16 protein-coding genes are annotated in these 14,735 nt (G+C 73.2%); 13 read left to right on the plus strand and 3 right to left on the minus strand.

From position 1 onward, the window contains the following. Positions 1 to 102 precede the first annotated feature (102 nt). A complete protein-coding gene (locus RVR_RS23295) occupies positions 103 to 1,632 on the minus strand; it encodes a chitinase (protein WP_430393166.1) in 1,530 nt (509 codons plus the stop codon). Positions 1,633 to 1,900: 268 nt separating this feature from the next. Between RVR_RS23295 and RVR_RS23300 the strand changes: the two genes are divergently transcribed. The 11 genes from RVR_RS23300 to RVR_RS23350 all read left to right on the plus strand — a co-directional run bounded on the left by RVR_RS23300 (position 1,901) and on the right by RVR_RS23350 (position 11,345). Then, entirely contained in the window at positions 1,901 to 2,749 is an 849-nt protein-coding gene (locus RVR_RS23300; protein ID WP_202235760.1) for a hypothetical protein, read from the plus strand. A 12-nt stretch (positions 2,750 to 2,761) separates the two neighbouring features. Beyond that, entirely contained in the window at positions 2,762 to 3,487 is a 726-nt protein-coding gene (cpaB, locus tag RVR_RS23305; protein WP_202235761.1) for a Flp pilus assembly protein CpaB, read from the plus strand. 79 nt (positions 3,488 to 3,566) lie between these two features. Continuing rightward, complete coding sequence (locus RVR_RS23310; RefSeq protein ID WP_202235762.1) at positions 3,567 to 5,153, plus strand: CpaE/TadZ family protein; 1,587 nt, start codon at positions 3,567 to 3,569, stop codon at positions 5,151 to 5,153. Next, on the plus strand, positions 5,150 to 5,665 hold the full coding sequence (locus RVR_RS37825) for a TadE/TadG family type IV pilus assembly protein (protein ID WP_237404912.1): 516 nt from the start codon (positions 5,150 to 5,152) through the stop codon (positions 5,663 to 5,665). The genes RVR_RS23310 and RVR_RS37825 overlap by 4 nt, the downstream gene beginning before the upstream one ends. Beyond that, positions 5,662 to 6,996 (plus strand): TadA family conjugal transfer-associated ATPase, encoded by a 1,335-nt coding sequence (locus RVR_RS23320; RefSeq protein WP_202235763.1) that lies wholly within the window; start codon positions 5,662 to 5,664, stop codon positions 6,994 to 6,996. Before RVR_RS37825 ends, RVR_RS23320 begins: the two co-directional genes overlap by 4 nt. 62 nt (positions 6,997 to 7,058) lie before the next feature. After that, positions 7,059 to 8,015, plus strand: coding sequence for a type II secretion system F family protein (locus RVR_RS23325; protein WP_202238990.1), 957 nt, complete (start codon positions 7,059 to 7,061; stop codon positions 8,013 to 8,015). A gap of 13 nt (positions 8,016 to 8,028) precedes the next feature. Continuing rightward, a complete protein-coding gene (locus tag RVR_RS23330; protein WP_202235764.1) occupies positions 8,029 to 8,928 on the plus strand; it encodes a DUF5936 domain-containing protein in 900 nt (299 codons plus the stop codon). A gap of 186 nt (positions 8,929 to 9,114) precedes the next feature. Beyond that, the gene (locus RVR_RS23335; RefSeq protein WP_237404913.1) at positions 9,115 to 9,372 is read left to right on the plus strand and encodes a Flp family type IVb pilin; all 258 of its coding nucleotides are present in this window, start codon (positions 9,115 to 9,117) and stop codon (positions 9,370 to 9,372) included. 35 nt (positions 9,373 to 9,407) lie between these two features. Next, a complete protein-coding gene (locus RVR_RS23340; RefSeq protein WP_488165673.1) occupies positions 9,408 to 9,956 on the plus strand; it encodes a pilus assembly protein TadG-related protein in 549 nt (182 codons plus the stop codon). A gap of 251 nt (positions 9,957 to 10,207) precedes the next feature. Further along, complete coding sequence (locus tag RVR_RS37830; RefSeq protein ID WP_237404915.1) at positions 10,208 to 10,567, plus strand: hypothetical protein; 360 nt, start codon at positions 10,208 to 10,210, stop codon at positions 10,565 to 10,567. A 160-nt stretch (positions 10,568 to 10,727) separates the two neighbouring features. Next, entirely contained in the window at positions 10,728 to 11,345 is a 618-nt protein-coding gene (locus RVR_RS23350; RefSeq protein WP_237404916.1) for an OmpA family protein, read from the plus strand. 106 nt (positions 11,346 to 11,451) lie between these two features. Here RVR_RS23350 and RVR_RS23355 read toward each other — a convergent pair whose 3' ends face one another. Beyond that, the gene (locus tag RVR_RS23355; RefSeq protein WP_202235770.1) at positions 11,452 to 11,802 is read right to left on the minus strand and encodes a DUF192 domain-containing protein; all 351 of its coding nucleotides are present in this window, start codon (positions 11,800 to 11,802) and stop codon (positions 11,452 to 11,454) included. Positions 11,803 to 11,904: 102 nt separating this feature from the next. On the opposite strand from RVR_RS23355, the gene RVR_RS23360 reads away from it, so the two are divergent. Continuing rightward, positions 11,905 to 12,618: a prepilin peptidase gene (locus RVR_RS23360; protein WP_202235772.1), complete on the plus strand. Its 714-nt coding sequence runs from the start codon at positions 11,905 to 11,907 to the stop codon at positions 12,616 to 12,618. A 71-nt stretch (positions 12,619 to 12,689) separates the two neighbouring features. Here the strand turns inward: RVR_RS23360 and mgrA are convergent, their stop codons facing one another. Then, positions 12,690 to 13,733, minus strand: a complete 1,044-nt coding sequence (mgrA, locus tag RVR_RS23365; protein WP_272933101.1) for an L-glyceraldehyde 3-phosphate reductase — start codon at positions 13,731 to 13,733, stop codon at positions 12,690 to 12,692. A 183-nt stretch (positions 13,734 to 13,916) separates the two neighbouring features. Here mgrA and RVR_RS23370 point away from each other — a divergent pair, with 183 nt between their 5' ends. Continuing rightward, positions 13,917 to 14,678 carry an isoprenyl transferase gene (locus RVR_RS23370; RefSeq protein ID WP_202235774.1) on the plus strand — a complete coding sequence of 254 codons (762 nt, stop codon included), beginning with the start codon at positions 13,917 to 13,919 and terminating at the stop codon, positions 14,676 to 14,678. Positions 14,679 to 14,735: the final 57 nt, after the last annotated feature.

Raw genomic sequence — 14,735 nt, forward strand, 5'->3', positions numbered from 1 at the left:
CCCGGCGGTCCGGGCGCGACGGCACGAAGGGAGCGCCCCCGGTGAGGGGACGCTCCCTTCGTGCGGTGCCCGCGCCGTCCGTCGGACGGCCCTCAGGCGCGCCTACGACATCGCGTGGACGTGGGCACCGACCGTGTTGGACCAGGAGTTGCCGTTGGAGGCGTCCCAGTTCGTGGACCAGGTCATGGCGCCGCGGATGGTGGGCCACTTCGCCGACGGGTGGAAGGTGCCGCAGTTGGTGCCGCTGGCCAGGCAGTCGAGCGCGTTGTCGACCACCGACGGGGAGACGTAGCCGGAGCTGGCCGCGCTGCCGGACGCCGGTGTGCCGATGCCGACCTGGGACGGGGCGAGCCCGGCCTGGATCGCGGTGCACGCCAGCGTGGTGATGAAGTCCACGCTGCCCTGGCTGTAGACCCCGCCGTCGCAGCCGTTCATCGAACCGCTGTTGTAGTACTGGGTGTTGACGACGGTGAGGATGTCCTTGATGTTCAGCGCGGTGGCCAGGTAGTCGCTGGACGGCGACAGCATGTCGATGGTCTGCGGCGCCATCGTGATGACCAGGCCGGAGCCCGCCTTCGCGCTGAGGCTGCGCAGCGCCTGCGACATGTAGGTCGGGTCGATCCCGTTCTCCAGGTCGATGTCCACGCCGTTGAAGCCGTAGGTCTGCATCAGGGTGTAGATGCTGTTGGCGAAGTTCGTCGCCGAGGCGGAGTCGCGCACCGAGATGGTGCCGTTCTGCCCGCCGACGGAGATGACGACCTTCTTGCCGGCCGCCTGCTTGGCCGCGATGTCCGCCTTGAACTGCGCCTCGCTGTAGTTCAGCGCCGGGTCCAGGGAGAAGGTGACGGCGCCGGGCGTGGTGGTCGCGGTGGCGAAGGCCACGGCGATGATGTCGTACTGGTTCTGCACCTGCGCCAGGGTCTGCACGGTCGCGCCGTTGTCGAAGTCCTGCCAGTAGCCGGTCACGGCGTGCTTGGGCAGGCCGGTGGCCGGCGGGTTGGTCGGCGGCGTGGTGGGCGGCGTGGTGGGCGGCGTGGTGGGGGGTGTCGTCGGCGGCGTGGTGGGCGGGGTGGTCGCGGTGCCGCCCGGGCCGGACAGCGTCACGTCGTCGGCGTAGTAGGCGGGTTGGGCGTACCAGCCGTGGGTGTAGACGGTCACCGAGGTGGTGCCGGCACCGGTGGTGAAGTTGACGCTGAGCTGGGTGTAGGAGGAGGCGCTCGGCGTCCAGGTGGACGGGTCGGTGCCGCCGGTACCGGTCGCGCCGAGGTAGACGTACGACCCCTGCACCCATGCGCTCAGCGTGTAGGCGGAGTTGGGCTGCACGCTGATGGTCTGCGAGCACTGGCCGGTGTCGCTCGCGGACGGGGTGGCCTTCAGGGCGCTCGTCCCTGAGTGCACCGGACTGGAGACGGCCGCGCCGCTGCCGGCGGTGCAGGTCCAGCCCGAGAGCCCGCTCTCGAAGCCGGAGTCGGTGACCAGGTTGGTGGTGGCGGCGGAGGCGGCGCCCTGAGTGACGAGGGCGACGCCCGAGCCGATCACGGCGGCGGCGCTCAGTCCGGCGATCAGACGGCGCCTCACGGTTGCTCTCGACTTCGCATGGATCGCTCGATTGGCGCGCGATGCACGTTCCACGACTGCCTCCTGGGGGCAAGGAGTTGGGGGGTGGTGGGTGTGCGGGTGGCCCGGATGTCCACGCTTGGCATGGACACATGTAGTAGGGAGAAAGTTGGTCCAGACCAATCGGGTTGTCAAGACCTCTGATGGACACCGGTCGTTCACCTCATCCGATCCGCAACTTTCCGCGCTCAACTTGCTACACATCGATAAGCTGACCACCGCGTACGGCCAGGCGGACCCCCGCTCGACCCGACCGGCGCGCCCAGATGGGGAGGGGTACCGCATGCCGAGCGTCATCACGGTGACCGCGGACGACCTCGCGCTGCCGCTGGAGGAGCAGGTGGTGCGCACCTCCACCGCGCTCGACATGCACGGCCACCTGATCGCGCTCGCCCCCGCCGAGGCCGACGACCCCGCCCGGCGCCGGATGCACACCGTGCGCTCCGCGCTGGAGGGCGACCGGATCGCGATCGTGCCGCTGACCCTGCCGCCGCTGGCCCGCACCCTGCTCGGCGAGCAGTTACGGCAACTGTCCGGCACGGATCTGGGCCCGGGCGTGCTCGCCGGCGCCGCCCGCCTGCTCTCGTACTACCTGCACTCCGGCGCGCTGCTGGCCTCGGTCAGCAAGCTGGACCGGGTGCCGGTGAGCGTCGGCAGCCATGTGCGGTCCCTCGTGCCCGGGCGGCACTTCGCGGTGCTCGCGCACCCCGAGCCGTACCTCGGCGAGGCCGACGCCGAGCACGTGCCGCCCGGGCCGGGGTACGCCACGCAGCTCGCGGTGGCCGGCAACGGCCTCGACCCCGGCTGGGTGGCGGGCCCGCTCGCCGGCGGCTGGCAGACCCAGGCCCTGCGCGAGGTGCCGCTGCCGTCGGACTCGGCCCGCTGGTGGGGCACGTCGCGGCTGGTCGAGTTCACCGCGTACATCGCCGACGTCGGCATGCTCTACCAGCTCGTCACCTCGGTGCGCCGCGACACCTGCACCTGGTGCGGGCTCGAAGTCATCGGCGACCAGTGCCTGTTCTGCGCCACCCGGGTCAACGAGCGCGGCACCCCCGCCAAGCACGCCGCCCGTCCGCCCGACCGGGCGGTCGAGACGCCCCGCCGCCCCCAACTCGAACCCCACAAGCGATAGGTCCACCCGCACATGAACTCACGTCAGCGCCGTGGCGTCGTCCTCCTGGTGGTCTCCGTGGTCTGCGCGGTGGCCGCCTTCGCCGGGGTGCTCGCCGTCGTCAGCAACGCCCGCTCCCAGGTGGGCCAGAAGGTGACGGCGTACGAACTGTCCGCGGACGTGCCCGCGTACACCGCGCTGGACTCCTCCAAGGTGCACCGGATATCCATGCCGAAGCGGTGGCTGCCGGACACCGCGGTGCGCGACCTCGGCGAGTTCCAGGGGAAGATCGCCGCGGTCCCGCTGAAGAAGGGCTCGCTGCTGGAGTCCGACATGGTCGCCGCCCGGCCCGAACTCAAGCCCGGGCAGATGGAGATCGCCATCATGATCGACGCGGAGACCGGGGTGGCGGGCAAGATCACCCCGGGTGCCCGGGTGAACATCTTCGCCACCTTCGCCGGCCGCAAGGACACCGACCCGGACGTCTCGAAGATCATCGTGGCGAACGCGTCCGTCCTCGACGTCGGCCAGATCAAGGCGTTCGACAAGAGCGAGGACGCCCAGCGGCTCTCCGAGGAAGGCGTCCCGATCACCTTCGCGCTCGACGCCGAGGACGCCCAACGCGTCGCCTATGCCGAGTCGTTCGCCGAGCACGTCCGGCTCGCGCTGGTCGCCCCGGGCGACACCGAGGCGCCGCCGGAGAGCGACCGCACCTACACGCTCTCCGGCGACACGTCCGCGGCGGGAGCCGCGCGATGAGGCCGGGACCGGCCGCGGGACGCGGCGCCGCCCGCCGCCCCCGTACGTCGCCGCGCCGGCCGGACCGGGGAGGGTCGAGATGACCGTCCGCATCCTCGCCGGCACCGCCGACGCCGACGCCGCCCGCGCGCTGCTCGGCCTGCTCGGCCAACTCCCCGACGCCGAACCGGCACCCGCCCTGCCCAGCTCCACCGCGCTGCTCGAAGCCCTGGCCCGCTCGGCCGAGTCCGGCGTCGACGACCTGCCCGAGGTCGTCGTCGTCCACGACCTGATCGGCCCGATGCCCGCGCTCGACCTGGTGCGGGACATCGCGCTGCGCTTCCCCGCGGTCGGCGTGGTGCTGCTCACCGCCGACCCGAGCCCGGCGATGCTCGCCTCGGCGATGAACTCCGGAGCCCGCGGCGTGATCGGCATGCCGCTCGCCTACGACGAGCTGGGCGCCCGGGTGGAGGCCGCCGCGTCCTGGGCCGAGGGGGTGCGGCGCCACCTCGCGCCCGGCCGGAGCACCCTGCCGGCCGTCACCGGCGGCACCCTGGTCGCGGTGGCGGGCGCCAAGGGCGGTGTCGGCACCACCGTCACCGCCGTCCAACTCGCCCTGGCCGCCCACGCGTCGGGCCGTTCCACCGCCCTGGTCGACCTCGACCTGCAAGGCGGCGACGTCGCGTCGTACCTGGACGTGCAGTTCCGCCGCTCCATCGCCGACCTGGCCGACATCGCCGACGTCTCCTCGCGGGTCCTGAACGACGCGATGTACGTCCACGAGTCCGGGATCGCGCTGCTGCTCGCCCCCGCCGAGGGCGAGCGCGGCGAGGACGTCACCGACCGCGCCGCCCGGCTGGTGCTCACCGCCCTGCGGCAGCGGTACGAAGTGGTGGTCGTCGACTGCGGCACCCAGGTCACCAGCGCCAACGCCGTGGCCGTCGAGACCGCCGACACCGCGGTGCTGGTCACCACGCCCGACGTCGTCGCCGTGCGCGCCGCCAAGCGGCTGGTGCGGATGTGGGACCGGCTCCAGGTCCGCAAGGCCCAGGACACCACCACCGTGGTCAACCGGCACACCCGCGCCAGCGAGATCCAGCCCTCGCTGATCGGCCGGATCACCGGCACCAGGGTCGCCGAGGCCGCGATCCCGGCCGGATTCCGCGAGTTGCAGCCCGTCATCGACGCCGGCCGCCTGCACGACCTCGACGGGCGCTCCACCGTACGCGCCGGGATCTGGTCGCTGGCCGGGGAGTTGGGCCTGGTCACCGTGACGGCGCCGACCGGGAGGTCCGGCGGGAAGCGGCTGCGCCGGGCGGACCGGGACCGCGGCCAGGTCACCCTGGAGACGCTGGGCATGACCCCGGTCATCCTGATCACGCTGATCCTCGTCTGGCAGGCCGTGCTGGCCGGCTACACCTTCACCCTCGCGGGCAACGCCGCCGACCAGGCGGCCAGCGCCGCCGCCGTCGGGGACGACTTCCACGCGGCCGCGGCCGAGGACCTGCCCGGCGCCTGGGCCTCCGACATGCAGGGGCCGGACGTCAGCCGCGGCGACGGCCAGGTCTCCGTCTCCCTCGGGCTGAAGGTGCCGGTCCTCTTCCCGGGCGCCATCGACTTCCCCGTCACGGTGCACGGCCACGCCTCCGCGGTGGACGAGGACGCCGGCAAGGAGGCGACGCCGTGAGGAGCCGGGGCGGCGCCACGACGGGCGGCGCGTGGACGGGCGGTGCCACGACGGGCGGCTCGCGGGCGGGCAGCGGGTACGGCAGCGGCCGCGGCCGTCCGCGCAGCGGGTGGTCCGGCGCGCGTCGGGGCGGAGCCATAGCCGGGCGGCGCTCGGCCGGGCAGGCGTCCCTGGAGTACCTCGGCATGCTGCCCTTCCTCCTGCTCATCGCGCTCGCCGGCATCCAGCTCGGGATCGCCGCCTACTGCGGCTCCCAGGCCGGCACCGCGGCGCGCACCGCCGCGCGCACCGCGGCACTGCACGCCCCGCAGGGCGGCACCGACAACGGCTCCCGGGCGGGCGAGGCCGCGGTCAGCGGATGGGTGAACCCCGACATCAGCTGGCCGGTGGACACCACCGAGAAGGTCACCGCGCGCGCCAGCGTCCACATCCCGTCCGTCCTGCCCGGGCTCCACCTGTTCGATCCGGTGCAGCGCGAGGCGACCATGCCGAAGGAGGACTGGACGCCATGAGCCTGCGTGCCCGCCTCGCCGTCGAAGAGGCCACCCCGCAGACCCAGGAGGGCCACCTCGTGGCCGTCTACCGGGCGAAGCTGCTCCAGGAGATCGACCTCGCCGAGATGTCCGCGCTGGCCGCCGCCGAGCGCCGCGCCCGCCTCGAACGCGTCCTGGGCCACATCATCAGCCGCGAGGGCCCGGTCCTGTCCAGCGCCGAACGCGCCGCCCTCATCCGCCGGGTGGTCGACGAGGCGCTCGGCCTGGGCATCCTCGAACCGCTGCTGGAGGACCCCTCCGTCACCGAGATCATGGTCAACGGACCGGACCGGATCTACGTCGAGCGCGGCGGCCGGGTCGAACTCGTCCCGGCCCGCTTCTCCTCCGCCGACCAGCTCCTCCAGACCATCGAGCGCATCGTCTCCACCGTCAACCGCCGCGTGGACGAGTCCAATCCGATGGTCGACGCCCGCCTGCCCTCGGGCGAGCGCGTCAACGTCATCATCCCGCCGCTCTCGCTGACCGGCCCGACGCTGACCATCCGCCGCTTCCCGCGCGCGTACACGCTCCAGGAACTCATCGGCCTGGGCACCCTCGACGAGCACATGCTGCTCCTGCTGTCGGCGTTCGTGCGCGCCAAGTGCAACATCATCGTCAGCGGCGGCACCGGCTCCGGCAAGACCACCCTGCTCAACGCGCTGTCCGGCCTGATCCCCGACGGCGAGCGGATCATCACCGTCGAGGACGCCGCCGAACTCCAGCTCCAGCAGGAGCACGTGATCCGGCTGGAGTCGCGCCCGCCGAACGTCGAGGGCGAGGGCCGCATCACCATCCGCGACCTGGTCCGCAACTCGCTGCGCATGCGCCCCGACCGCATCATCGTCGGCGAGGTCCGCGGCGGCGAGACCCTGGACATGCTCCAGGCGATGTCCACCGGCCACGACGGCTCGCTGGCCACCGTGCACGCCAACTCCGCCGAGGACGCCGTCCTGCGCCTTCAGACCCTCGCGTCCATGAGCGAGGTCAAGGTGCCCTTCGAGGCGCTGCGCGACCAGATCAACTCCGCGGTGGACGTGCTGGTCCAGCTCCAGCGGCACGTCGACGGCACCCGGCGCATCGCCGAGGTCGCCGTGCTCTCCTCCCGCGGCCGCGACACCTTCCGGCTCACCTCCGCCACCCGCTTCCGCGCCGAACCCCTCGGCGTGGACCGCATCGTGCGCGGCTGGTACGAACACCACCCGCTGCCCCGCGAGATCGGCGAGCGGCTGTACCTGTCCGGCGAGCACATACCCGCCGCGTACGGCGTCGGTGCGACCGAACTCGAACTCGACAGCCGGGAGGCGAAGTGACCCCCATCCCCGCCTCCCTCCCGGGCGGCGCCCTCACCGCGGGGACGGCCACCCCGGCCACCCTGGCCGGCACCCAGTTCGCCTCCGGGCCCTACCCGCTGGTCGTGCTCGCCGCCGCCACCCTCGCGCTCGCGCTGGGCGTGTGGGGCGTGCACGCCTGGTGGGGCGGCCGCGCCGACCGCGCCGCCCTGGTCGAACGGCTCGCCGGCGACCTCGGCGACGACCGCGCCGCGCGGCCCGCCTTCGCCGCCCTGGACCGCCGGGTGCGCCGGTACGCCTGGGGCCGCCGGCTGGCCGGACGGCTCGCCGCCACCGGCACCAACCTCACCCCCGGCCAGTTCACCGCGGCCGTGGCCGGCGTCGTCGCCGCGGCCTGGGTGGTCGCCGCCACCCTGCTCGCGCCGTTCTTCGGCCCGATCGCCGCGATCCTCGCCGGCTGGGCGGGCCTGTCCTTCCTGTCCTGGCGCCGGCGGGTGCGCAACGAACGCTTCATCGCCCAACTCCCCGAGCTGGCCCGGGTGCTGGCCAACGCCACCCAGGCCGGCCTGGCCCTGCGCACCGCGGTCTCCATGGCCGCGGACGAGCTGGAGGCGCCCGCGGGCGAGGAGTTGAAGCAGGTCGCCGACGCCATGGCGGTCGGCCACTCCGTGGAGGACGCCCTCGGCGAGCTCCAGCTCCGCCTGCCCAGCCGCGAGTTGGTCGTCCTGGTGTCCACCCTGGTGCTGTCCAGCCGGGCCGGCGGCTCCGTCGTGGAGTCCCTGCGCAACCTCACCGTCACCCTGGAGGAGCGCAAGGAGACCCGCCGCGAGATCCGCACCCAGATGTCCCAGGTCACCGTCACCGCCTACGCGGTCCCGGTGATCGGCATCGGCTCGCTGCTCCTGCTCAACCGGATCATGCCCGGCTCGCTCAGCGCCATGACCGGCTCCAACATCGGCCGGATCTGCGTGCTGGTCTCGCTGGGCCTGTACGTGGTCGGGTTCGCCCTCATCCGCCGCATGTCGCGGATCGACGTGTGAGGGGCCCGACACGATGACCCTGACCGGACTCGGCCTCGCCGTCCTGCTCGCCGCCGCCGTGACCGGCGTCGTGTACGCCGTCGGCCTGCTGCGCGCGGACGCCAAGCTCCCGGACGACCTCGCGCTCGCCCTGGAGGTCGGCCGCACCCGCACCACCCGCACCGGCAACGCCGTCGACCGGGTCGGCATGCGCTGGTCGCCCATGGTGCTGCGGATGATGGGCCCCGCCCGGATCGCCCGGATGCGCGCCCGGATCGACCACGCGGGGCACCCCTACGGCCTCACCGTCGAGCGGTACGCCGCCCGCCGCGCCGTCTACGGGTTCCTCGGCGGGGTCGCCGCGCTGGCCCTGCTCGGCAGCGGCCACTGGTTCCTCGCGCTGCTGCTGCTCGCCTACGCCTGGTGGTGGGCGGACCTCGGCCTCTGGCTGGCGGTGCGCCGCCGCCGCGACGACATCGAGCGCACCCTGCCGGACTTCCTCGACGTGCTCGCGGTCGTGGTCAGCGCCGGCCTCGGCTTCCGCCAGGCCCTGGAGCGGGTCAACTCCGTCTACACCGGCCCCTGGTCGGACGAGATCCGGGTGGCCCTGCGGCAGATGGACGTCGGGGTCAGCCGCCGGGACGCCTTCGACCAACTGCGCAGGCGCAACGGCAGCGACCAGGTCGGGCAGTTCGTCACGGCGCTCCAGCAGGGCGAGGAACTCGGTGCGCCGATCGCGCGCACCCTGCTCCAGATCGCCACCGACATGCGCCGCACCGAGGCGCAGAACGCCCGCCGCCGCGCGGCCCGGATGGTCCCGCGCGCGACCGGCGTCATCACGATCCTGCTCGTCCCGGCCACCATGATCCTGCTCATCGCGGGCACGATCATCGGCTCGCAGATTCACTTCGGTGATCTCTTCGGGAGCGGGTGAGCCGGTTGTTTTGCGTGAACGGGGTACGACTCAGCGTGAGTTCGCGTCATGCTGGCCTACCGGGCGCCGACGCGCCCGGTACGGGCAGCAGGACCAGCGAAGGGCGGTGTGCCGTGCCCACCGAACCCGACCGGCCGGAACCGGCCGCCGTGACCAGGAGCCAGGTGATCAGGAATGGGGCCATCGATGAACAGGTGGGTTCTGCAGCACTACACGGACGCCGGGGTCTGGGTCCGCTCCCGCACGGACCGTCTGGCCACCCGGCTGGCCGCCCGGACGGCGGCCCGCTCGGACCGCGGTCAGACGTCCTTCGAGTACCTCGGGATCGCCGTGGTGATCGCCGTGATCATCGGCGTCCTGGCGGGGACGACGGACATCGGCACGAAGATCAAGGACGCGATCACCGACACCATCAGCAAGATCACCAGCGGCAGCGGCAAATAGGCCGGTTCGGCGACGACGCCGGCCAGACCGTCGGCATCTACATCGTCGCCATCGGCGCGCTGTTCTTCCTGGCCTTCGCGTACTTCGCGGTGGGCCAGGCGGCAGTGACCCGCAACGGCGCCCAGACGGCCGCCGACGCGGCGGCGCTCGCGGCGGCACGCGAGAACCGTGACGACGTCCAGGAGGCGTTCCTCGCCGCCCTGAAGGGCGACGACGTCACGGCGCTCGCGCGCCTGCTCGAAAGCGCCAGCCTGGACGACCTGGCCGCGTGCGGCGCCGCCTCCGACTACGCCGACGCCAACGACGCGAGGGTCGACGACTGCGTCCCGCTGGACGGGAAGCCGGGCTATACCGTGACCGTCATGACCAACGGCACCGTGGGCAGTTCGGTGATCGACAGCACCAAGGACACGCACGCGATGGCGACCGCGACCGCCGTGGTCGAGCCCCGGTGCAGTCTGGGGGCCAAGGACGGGGACCTCCTGCGCTTCACCTGTGACGGCGGTCCGCTGGAGGTCGATCCGAAGGCGGGCGACTTCACGCTGGACCTGTCGGACTTCTTCACCGTCCACCTGGCCAAGTGACCACCGAACGAGCAGCGAGGAAATGGGGAGCGATGGGGTACGGGCGCAGGGCGACGACCGTGGTGGCATGCGCGGCCCTTGCCGTCGTATCGCTGGCGGGGTGCGGCGGCGGGGGTGACAAGAAGAGCGACGACAAGCCGTCCCCGTCGGGCAGCGGTCAGGCGAGCGCCTCGACGAGCGCGGGCACGACGTCGCCGTCCCCCAGCCCGAGCCAGGTGCTCGCGCAGATCAGGGGGGAGAAGGACATCGAGGTGACCATCAACTCCGCGGTGCGCGACTCCGGTGGTTTCGTCACCGTGCAGGGCGAGGTCACCAACAACGGCACCTCGGAGTTCGACGCCAACGACTGGGTCGGCAACGAGACGGCCCTCTCCGCCTCAGGAGCGTCCGTCGCCGGAGCGGTGCTCGTGGACGAGGCGGGCAAGAAGCGGTACTACGTCCTCAGGGACACCGAGGGCAAGTGCCTGTGCACGATGAAGCTGCTCAGCATCGAACCCCAGGAGACCCGCCCCTTCTTCGCCCAGTTCCCCTCCCCGCCGGAGTCCACCACCTCCGTCGAGTTCGAACTGCCCACCATGCCCCCCGCCAAGATCTCCATCTCCGAGGGGTGACCCCGCCGTGACCCGCACACCCCGACCCCACCCGGCTCCCGCTTCCCAGCCGGCTCCCACTCCCGCCCCCCACCCCCGCGCCGCTTCGGGCCCCGCCCCCGACTGCGTGGCCGGCCCCCGCTCCCGCCCCCGGCCGCGCCGGGGAGCCGCCGCGGCCGGTGTGCTCACCGCCGCGCTCGCCCTCGTCTGCGCGGTTCCGCTCCCCGCCGGTGCGGACCCGAACCCGCCGCCGACCGCCGGCGACCCGACCCCCAGCGCCCCCGTCCCCATCGACGCCACCTCGCCGGACCTCAAGCTCGCGCAGGGCGCCACACTCGCCCCGCCGAAGGTCCTCGACATCGTCTCGGTCACCGACCAGGGCTCGGTCTCCGCCAGCCAGCCGGAGGAACGGCAGGAGACGTCGAACACCACCGTGACGTACGCCCTCCAGGCGGAGGTGCTCTTCACGAAGGACAGCGCGAAGCTCTCGGCGACCGCCACGTCCCGTATCCAGGCGATCGCGGGCGACATCAACGCCCAGCACGTCACCTCGGCCATCCGCGTCTTCGGGTTCACCGACAACCTGGGCAGCAGCGCGCACGGCGACGTGCTGTCGAAGCAGCGGGCCACCGCCGTGTACAACGTGCTGGCCGCGCAGCTCTCGACGCTCGGCGACCCGGGCCACACCTTCCAGGTCCGCGGCTACGGCGAGCAGTACCCGATCGCCGACAACTCCTCCGAGAGCGGCCGCCGCGAGAACCGCCGGGTGGAGATCACCTTCACCCCGCCCGCGTCGTAGCGCACCGGACGCCGCCCGGCGCGGTACGGTGCAAGTCCCCCCCTCGGGCCGGTTCGCGCTCCCCCCCTGCGAACCGGCCCGTTCTCCGTCGCCGGCCCGCCCGGCGTCAGTCCGGGACCTCCAGCGTGACGCCCTTGGCCACACCCCACCGGGCGAACGCGCCCGCCTCCGCCTCCAGGACGTGCCGGGCGCGCAGCCGGGGGCGGCCGAGGCGGCCGGGCGGCATGGTGCGCACCGCGAGCACCCGCAGCCGCCGGTCGAGGTAGGCGACGTCGATCGCGAACCGCATCCGTACCGTGTGGATGCTGGAGGCGGGGGTGAGCAGCAGCGCGCCGTCGAGCCCGTCGCTGCCGAGCAGGCCCCGGGTGCGGGAGCGGTAGGAGGCGGCGACGCGCAGCGCCACCTCGCCGCCGGGCGTGCGCAGCACCCCCTCGCCGTCCCGCCATCGTCGGCGCATGGTCCGTCCCTCCCGTCCGCGGCGGGCCGCCGTTCCCGGGCGTGCCCCTTCGCGGACACGGCCCCTCCCGGACGGCACGGCCGCCCGTGTACGGTCGGCCCGGTGCATGTCTATCTGATCGCGGGCGCCGCCGTCTGGGGAACGGCCGCCGGGCTGCTCCTGCCGCGCGCCGCCTACCGGTTGGCGGTCCCCGCCGAGGAGCCGTGGGCGGCCGTCTGCCCGGCCGGGCACCCGGTCGGCGGCTGGTTCGGCCCGGCGCGCTGCGGGCGGTGCCCGGAGGGGCGCCGCCGCCATGGTGCGGGCGCCGGCGCCGCGCTCGGTTGCGCGCTGGTGTGCGCGGCGCTGGCCTGGCGGCTGGGCGGCCATCCCGAACTCGCCGTCTGGCTGCTGCTGGTGCCGGTCGGCGGCGTCCTCGCCCGCGTCGACCTCGCCGTCCACCGGCTGCCCGACGTGCTCACGCTGCCCGCGCTCGGGCTCACCGCGCTCCTGCTGGCCGGCGCGGCCCTGCTGCCGTCCGCGCACGGCTCGTGGACGCGGGCGCTGCTGGCCGCCGCGGTCCTCGGGGTGCTGTACGCCGTGCTGTTCTTCGTCAACCCGGCCGGGATGGGCTTCGGCGACGTGAAGCTCGCCCCCACCCTCGGGCTCGTCCTGGGCTGGTACGGCTGGGGCGCGGTGGTCACCGGCACGTTCGCCGGGTTCCTGCTGGGCGCCCTCGTCGGGCTCGTCCTCATCGCCACCCGCCGTGCCACCCGCAAGACCGCGATGCCCTTCGGGCCGTTCATGCTCGCGGGGGCGCTGGCGGCCCTGCTCGCCTGACCCCTTCGGCGGGGTGCCCCGCCGTTACGGGACCTCGCGGTCCGGCGGGCGGGGCACCCGGGCGGGGCCGGTCAGGCGCCGCTGCTCACGCTCCAGAGGTTCACGCCCTCCGGCTCCACCGCGTGGCGGTCGATCTCGGCCAGCTCCTCCGCGGTCAGCGGCGCCGCCCCGACCGCGGCCACGTTCGCCTCCAACTGCCCGACGGAGGACGCGCCGATCAGCGCCGAGGTCACCCGCGGGTCCCGCAGCGCCCACGACAGCGCCAGTTGCGCCAGGGACTGGCCCCGGGCGGCGGCGACGTCGTTGAGGGCGCGCAGCCGGGTGACCGTCTCGTCGTTGACCAGCTCCGGGTTGAGCGACTTGCCCTGCGCGGCGCGCGAGTCGGCCGGGATGCCGCCGAGGTAGCGGTCGGTGAGCAGGCCCTGGGCCAGCGGCACGAACCCGATGCAGCCCATGCCCTCCTCGTCGAGCACGTCCAGCAGCCCGTCGTCCTCGATCCAGCGGTTGATCATCGAGTACGACGGCTGGTGGATCAGCGCCGGCACGCCCAGCCCGCGCAGGATGCGCGCGGCCTCGCGGGTGCGCTCCGGGCCGTAGGAGGAGATGCCGACGTAGAGGGCCTTGCCCTGCTGGACCGCGGTGGCCAGGGCCCCCATGGTCTCCTCGAGCGGGGTCTCCGGGTCGAAGCGGTGGGAGTAGAAGATGTCGACGTAGTCCAGGCCCATCCGGGACAGCGACTGGTCGAGCGAGGCGAGCAGGTACTTCCGCGAGCCCCACTCGCCGTACGGGCCCGGCCACATGTCGTAGCCGGCCTTGGTGGAGATGACCAGCTCGTCGCGGTAGGGGCGGAAGTCCTGCGCGAAGAGGGTGCCGAAGTTGGCCTCGGCGGCGCCGTAGGGCGGGCCGTAGTTGTTGGCCAGGTCGAAGTGGGTGACCCCGAGGTCGAAGGCGCGGCGCAGGATGGCGCGCTGCGAGTCCAGGGTGCGGTCGTCGCCGAAGTTGTGCCACAGGCCGAGCGAGATCGCCGGCAGTTTGAGGCCGCTGCGGCCGGTGCGGCGGTACTCCATCGAGTCGTAGCGCTCGTCGGCGGCGCGGTAGCTGTTTCTGATGTTCACGTGCATCTGCTTATCACGGATGGTTGAAACTTCTCCCGTTCGTCGCGGCCCCCTCCGGGGCCCGCCGACCCCGCGCCGAGCCGCCCCGCACCGCCCGCGGGCGCTCGACCCGGTTCGTGCGTACGGCTGTTCGCGCAGTAGTGTGGCCGCTCGGGCGACGAGCACATGAGGGGCTGGTACGCGATGAATCTGCGCGACCTGGTGTACGGGTTGTACTCCCGCCGGGTGGAACGCCGGATCGACGTGTCGCAGGCCCCCAAGCACATCGGCGTGATCCTGGACGGCAACCGGCGCTGGGCGAAGGCGTCCGGCGGCAGCCCCGAGCAGGGCCACCGGGCCGGCGCGGACAAGATCGCCGAGATGCTGGGCTGGTGCGAGGAGACCGGCGTCGAGGTGGTCACCCTGTGGCTGCTGTCCACCGACAACCTGGACCGCCCGGCCGACCAGCTCGTGCCGCTGCTGCGGATCATCGAGGACGCCGTCACCGAGCTGGCCGCGGCCGGCCGCTGGCGGGTGCACCACGTGGGCACGATGGACCTGCTGCCCTCCCACACCCAGAACGTGCTCAAGGAGGCCGAGCAGGCCACCGACGGCCGCGACGGCATCCTCGTCAACGTGGCGGTCGGCTACGGCGGCCGGCAGGAGATCGCCGACGCGGTCCGCTCGCTGCTGCACGAGCACGCCGGGCGCGGCACCTCCATCGAGGACCTGGCCGAGATCCTCGACGTCGAACACATCGCCGAGCACCTCTACACCCGCGGCCAGCCCGACCCCGACCTGGTGATCCGCACCTCGGGCGAGCAGCGGCTGTCCGGTTTCATGCTGTGGCAGAGCGCGCACTCGGAGTACTACTTCTGCGAGGTCTTCTGGCCCGCCTTCCGCAAGGTGGACTTCCTCCGGGCGCTGCGCGACTACGCCGCCCGGCACCGCCGCTTCGGGTCGTGAGGCGCCCGTAAGCGGGGGTGAGCGCTGCGTGGCGGAGCGATGACCGTCGGGTGACTG

This window comes from Streptomyces sp. SN-593 (assembly GCF_016756395.1).
Classification (GTDB): domain Bacteria; phylum Actinomycetota; class Actinomycetes; order Streptomycetales; family Streptomycetaceae; genus Actinacidiphila; species Actinacidiphila reveromycinica.

Bases quoted from the DNA above. Each gene is read 5' to 3' on its own strand.
- RVR_RS23300 (WP_202235760.1), top strand. From the start codon at position 1,901: ATGCCGAGCGTCATCACGGTGACCGCGGACGACCTCGCGCTGCCGCTG.
- cpaB (WP_202235761.1), top strand. From the start codon at position 2,762: ATGAACTCACGTCAGCGCCGTGGCGTCGTCCTCCTGGTGGTCTCCGTG.
- RVR_RS23310 (WP_202235762.1), top strand. From the start codon at position 3,567: ATGACCGTCCGCATCCTCGCCGGCACCGCCGACGCCGACGCCGCCCGC.
- RVR_RS23320 (WP_202235763.1), top strand. From the start codon at position 5,662: ATGAGCCTGCGTGCCCGCCTCGCCGTCGAAGAGGCCACCCCGCAGACC.
- RVR_RS23330 (WP_202235764.1), top strand. From the start codon at position 8,029: ATGACCCTGACCGGACTCGGCCTCGCCGTCCTGCTCGCCGCCGCCGTG.
- RVR_RS23335 (WP_237404913.1), top strand. From the start codon at position 9,115: ATGAACAGGTGGGTTCTGCAGCACTACACGGACGCCGGGGTCTGGGTC.
- RVR_RS23355 (WP_202235770.1), bottom strand. From the start codon at position 11,802: ATGCGCCGACGATGGCGGGACGGCGAGGGGGTGCTGCGCACGCCCGGC.
- RVR_RS23370 (WP_202235774.1), top strand. From the start codon at position 13,917: ATGAATCTGCGCGACCTGGTGTACGGGTTGTACTCCCGCCGGGTGGAA.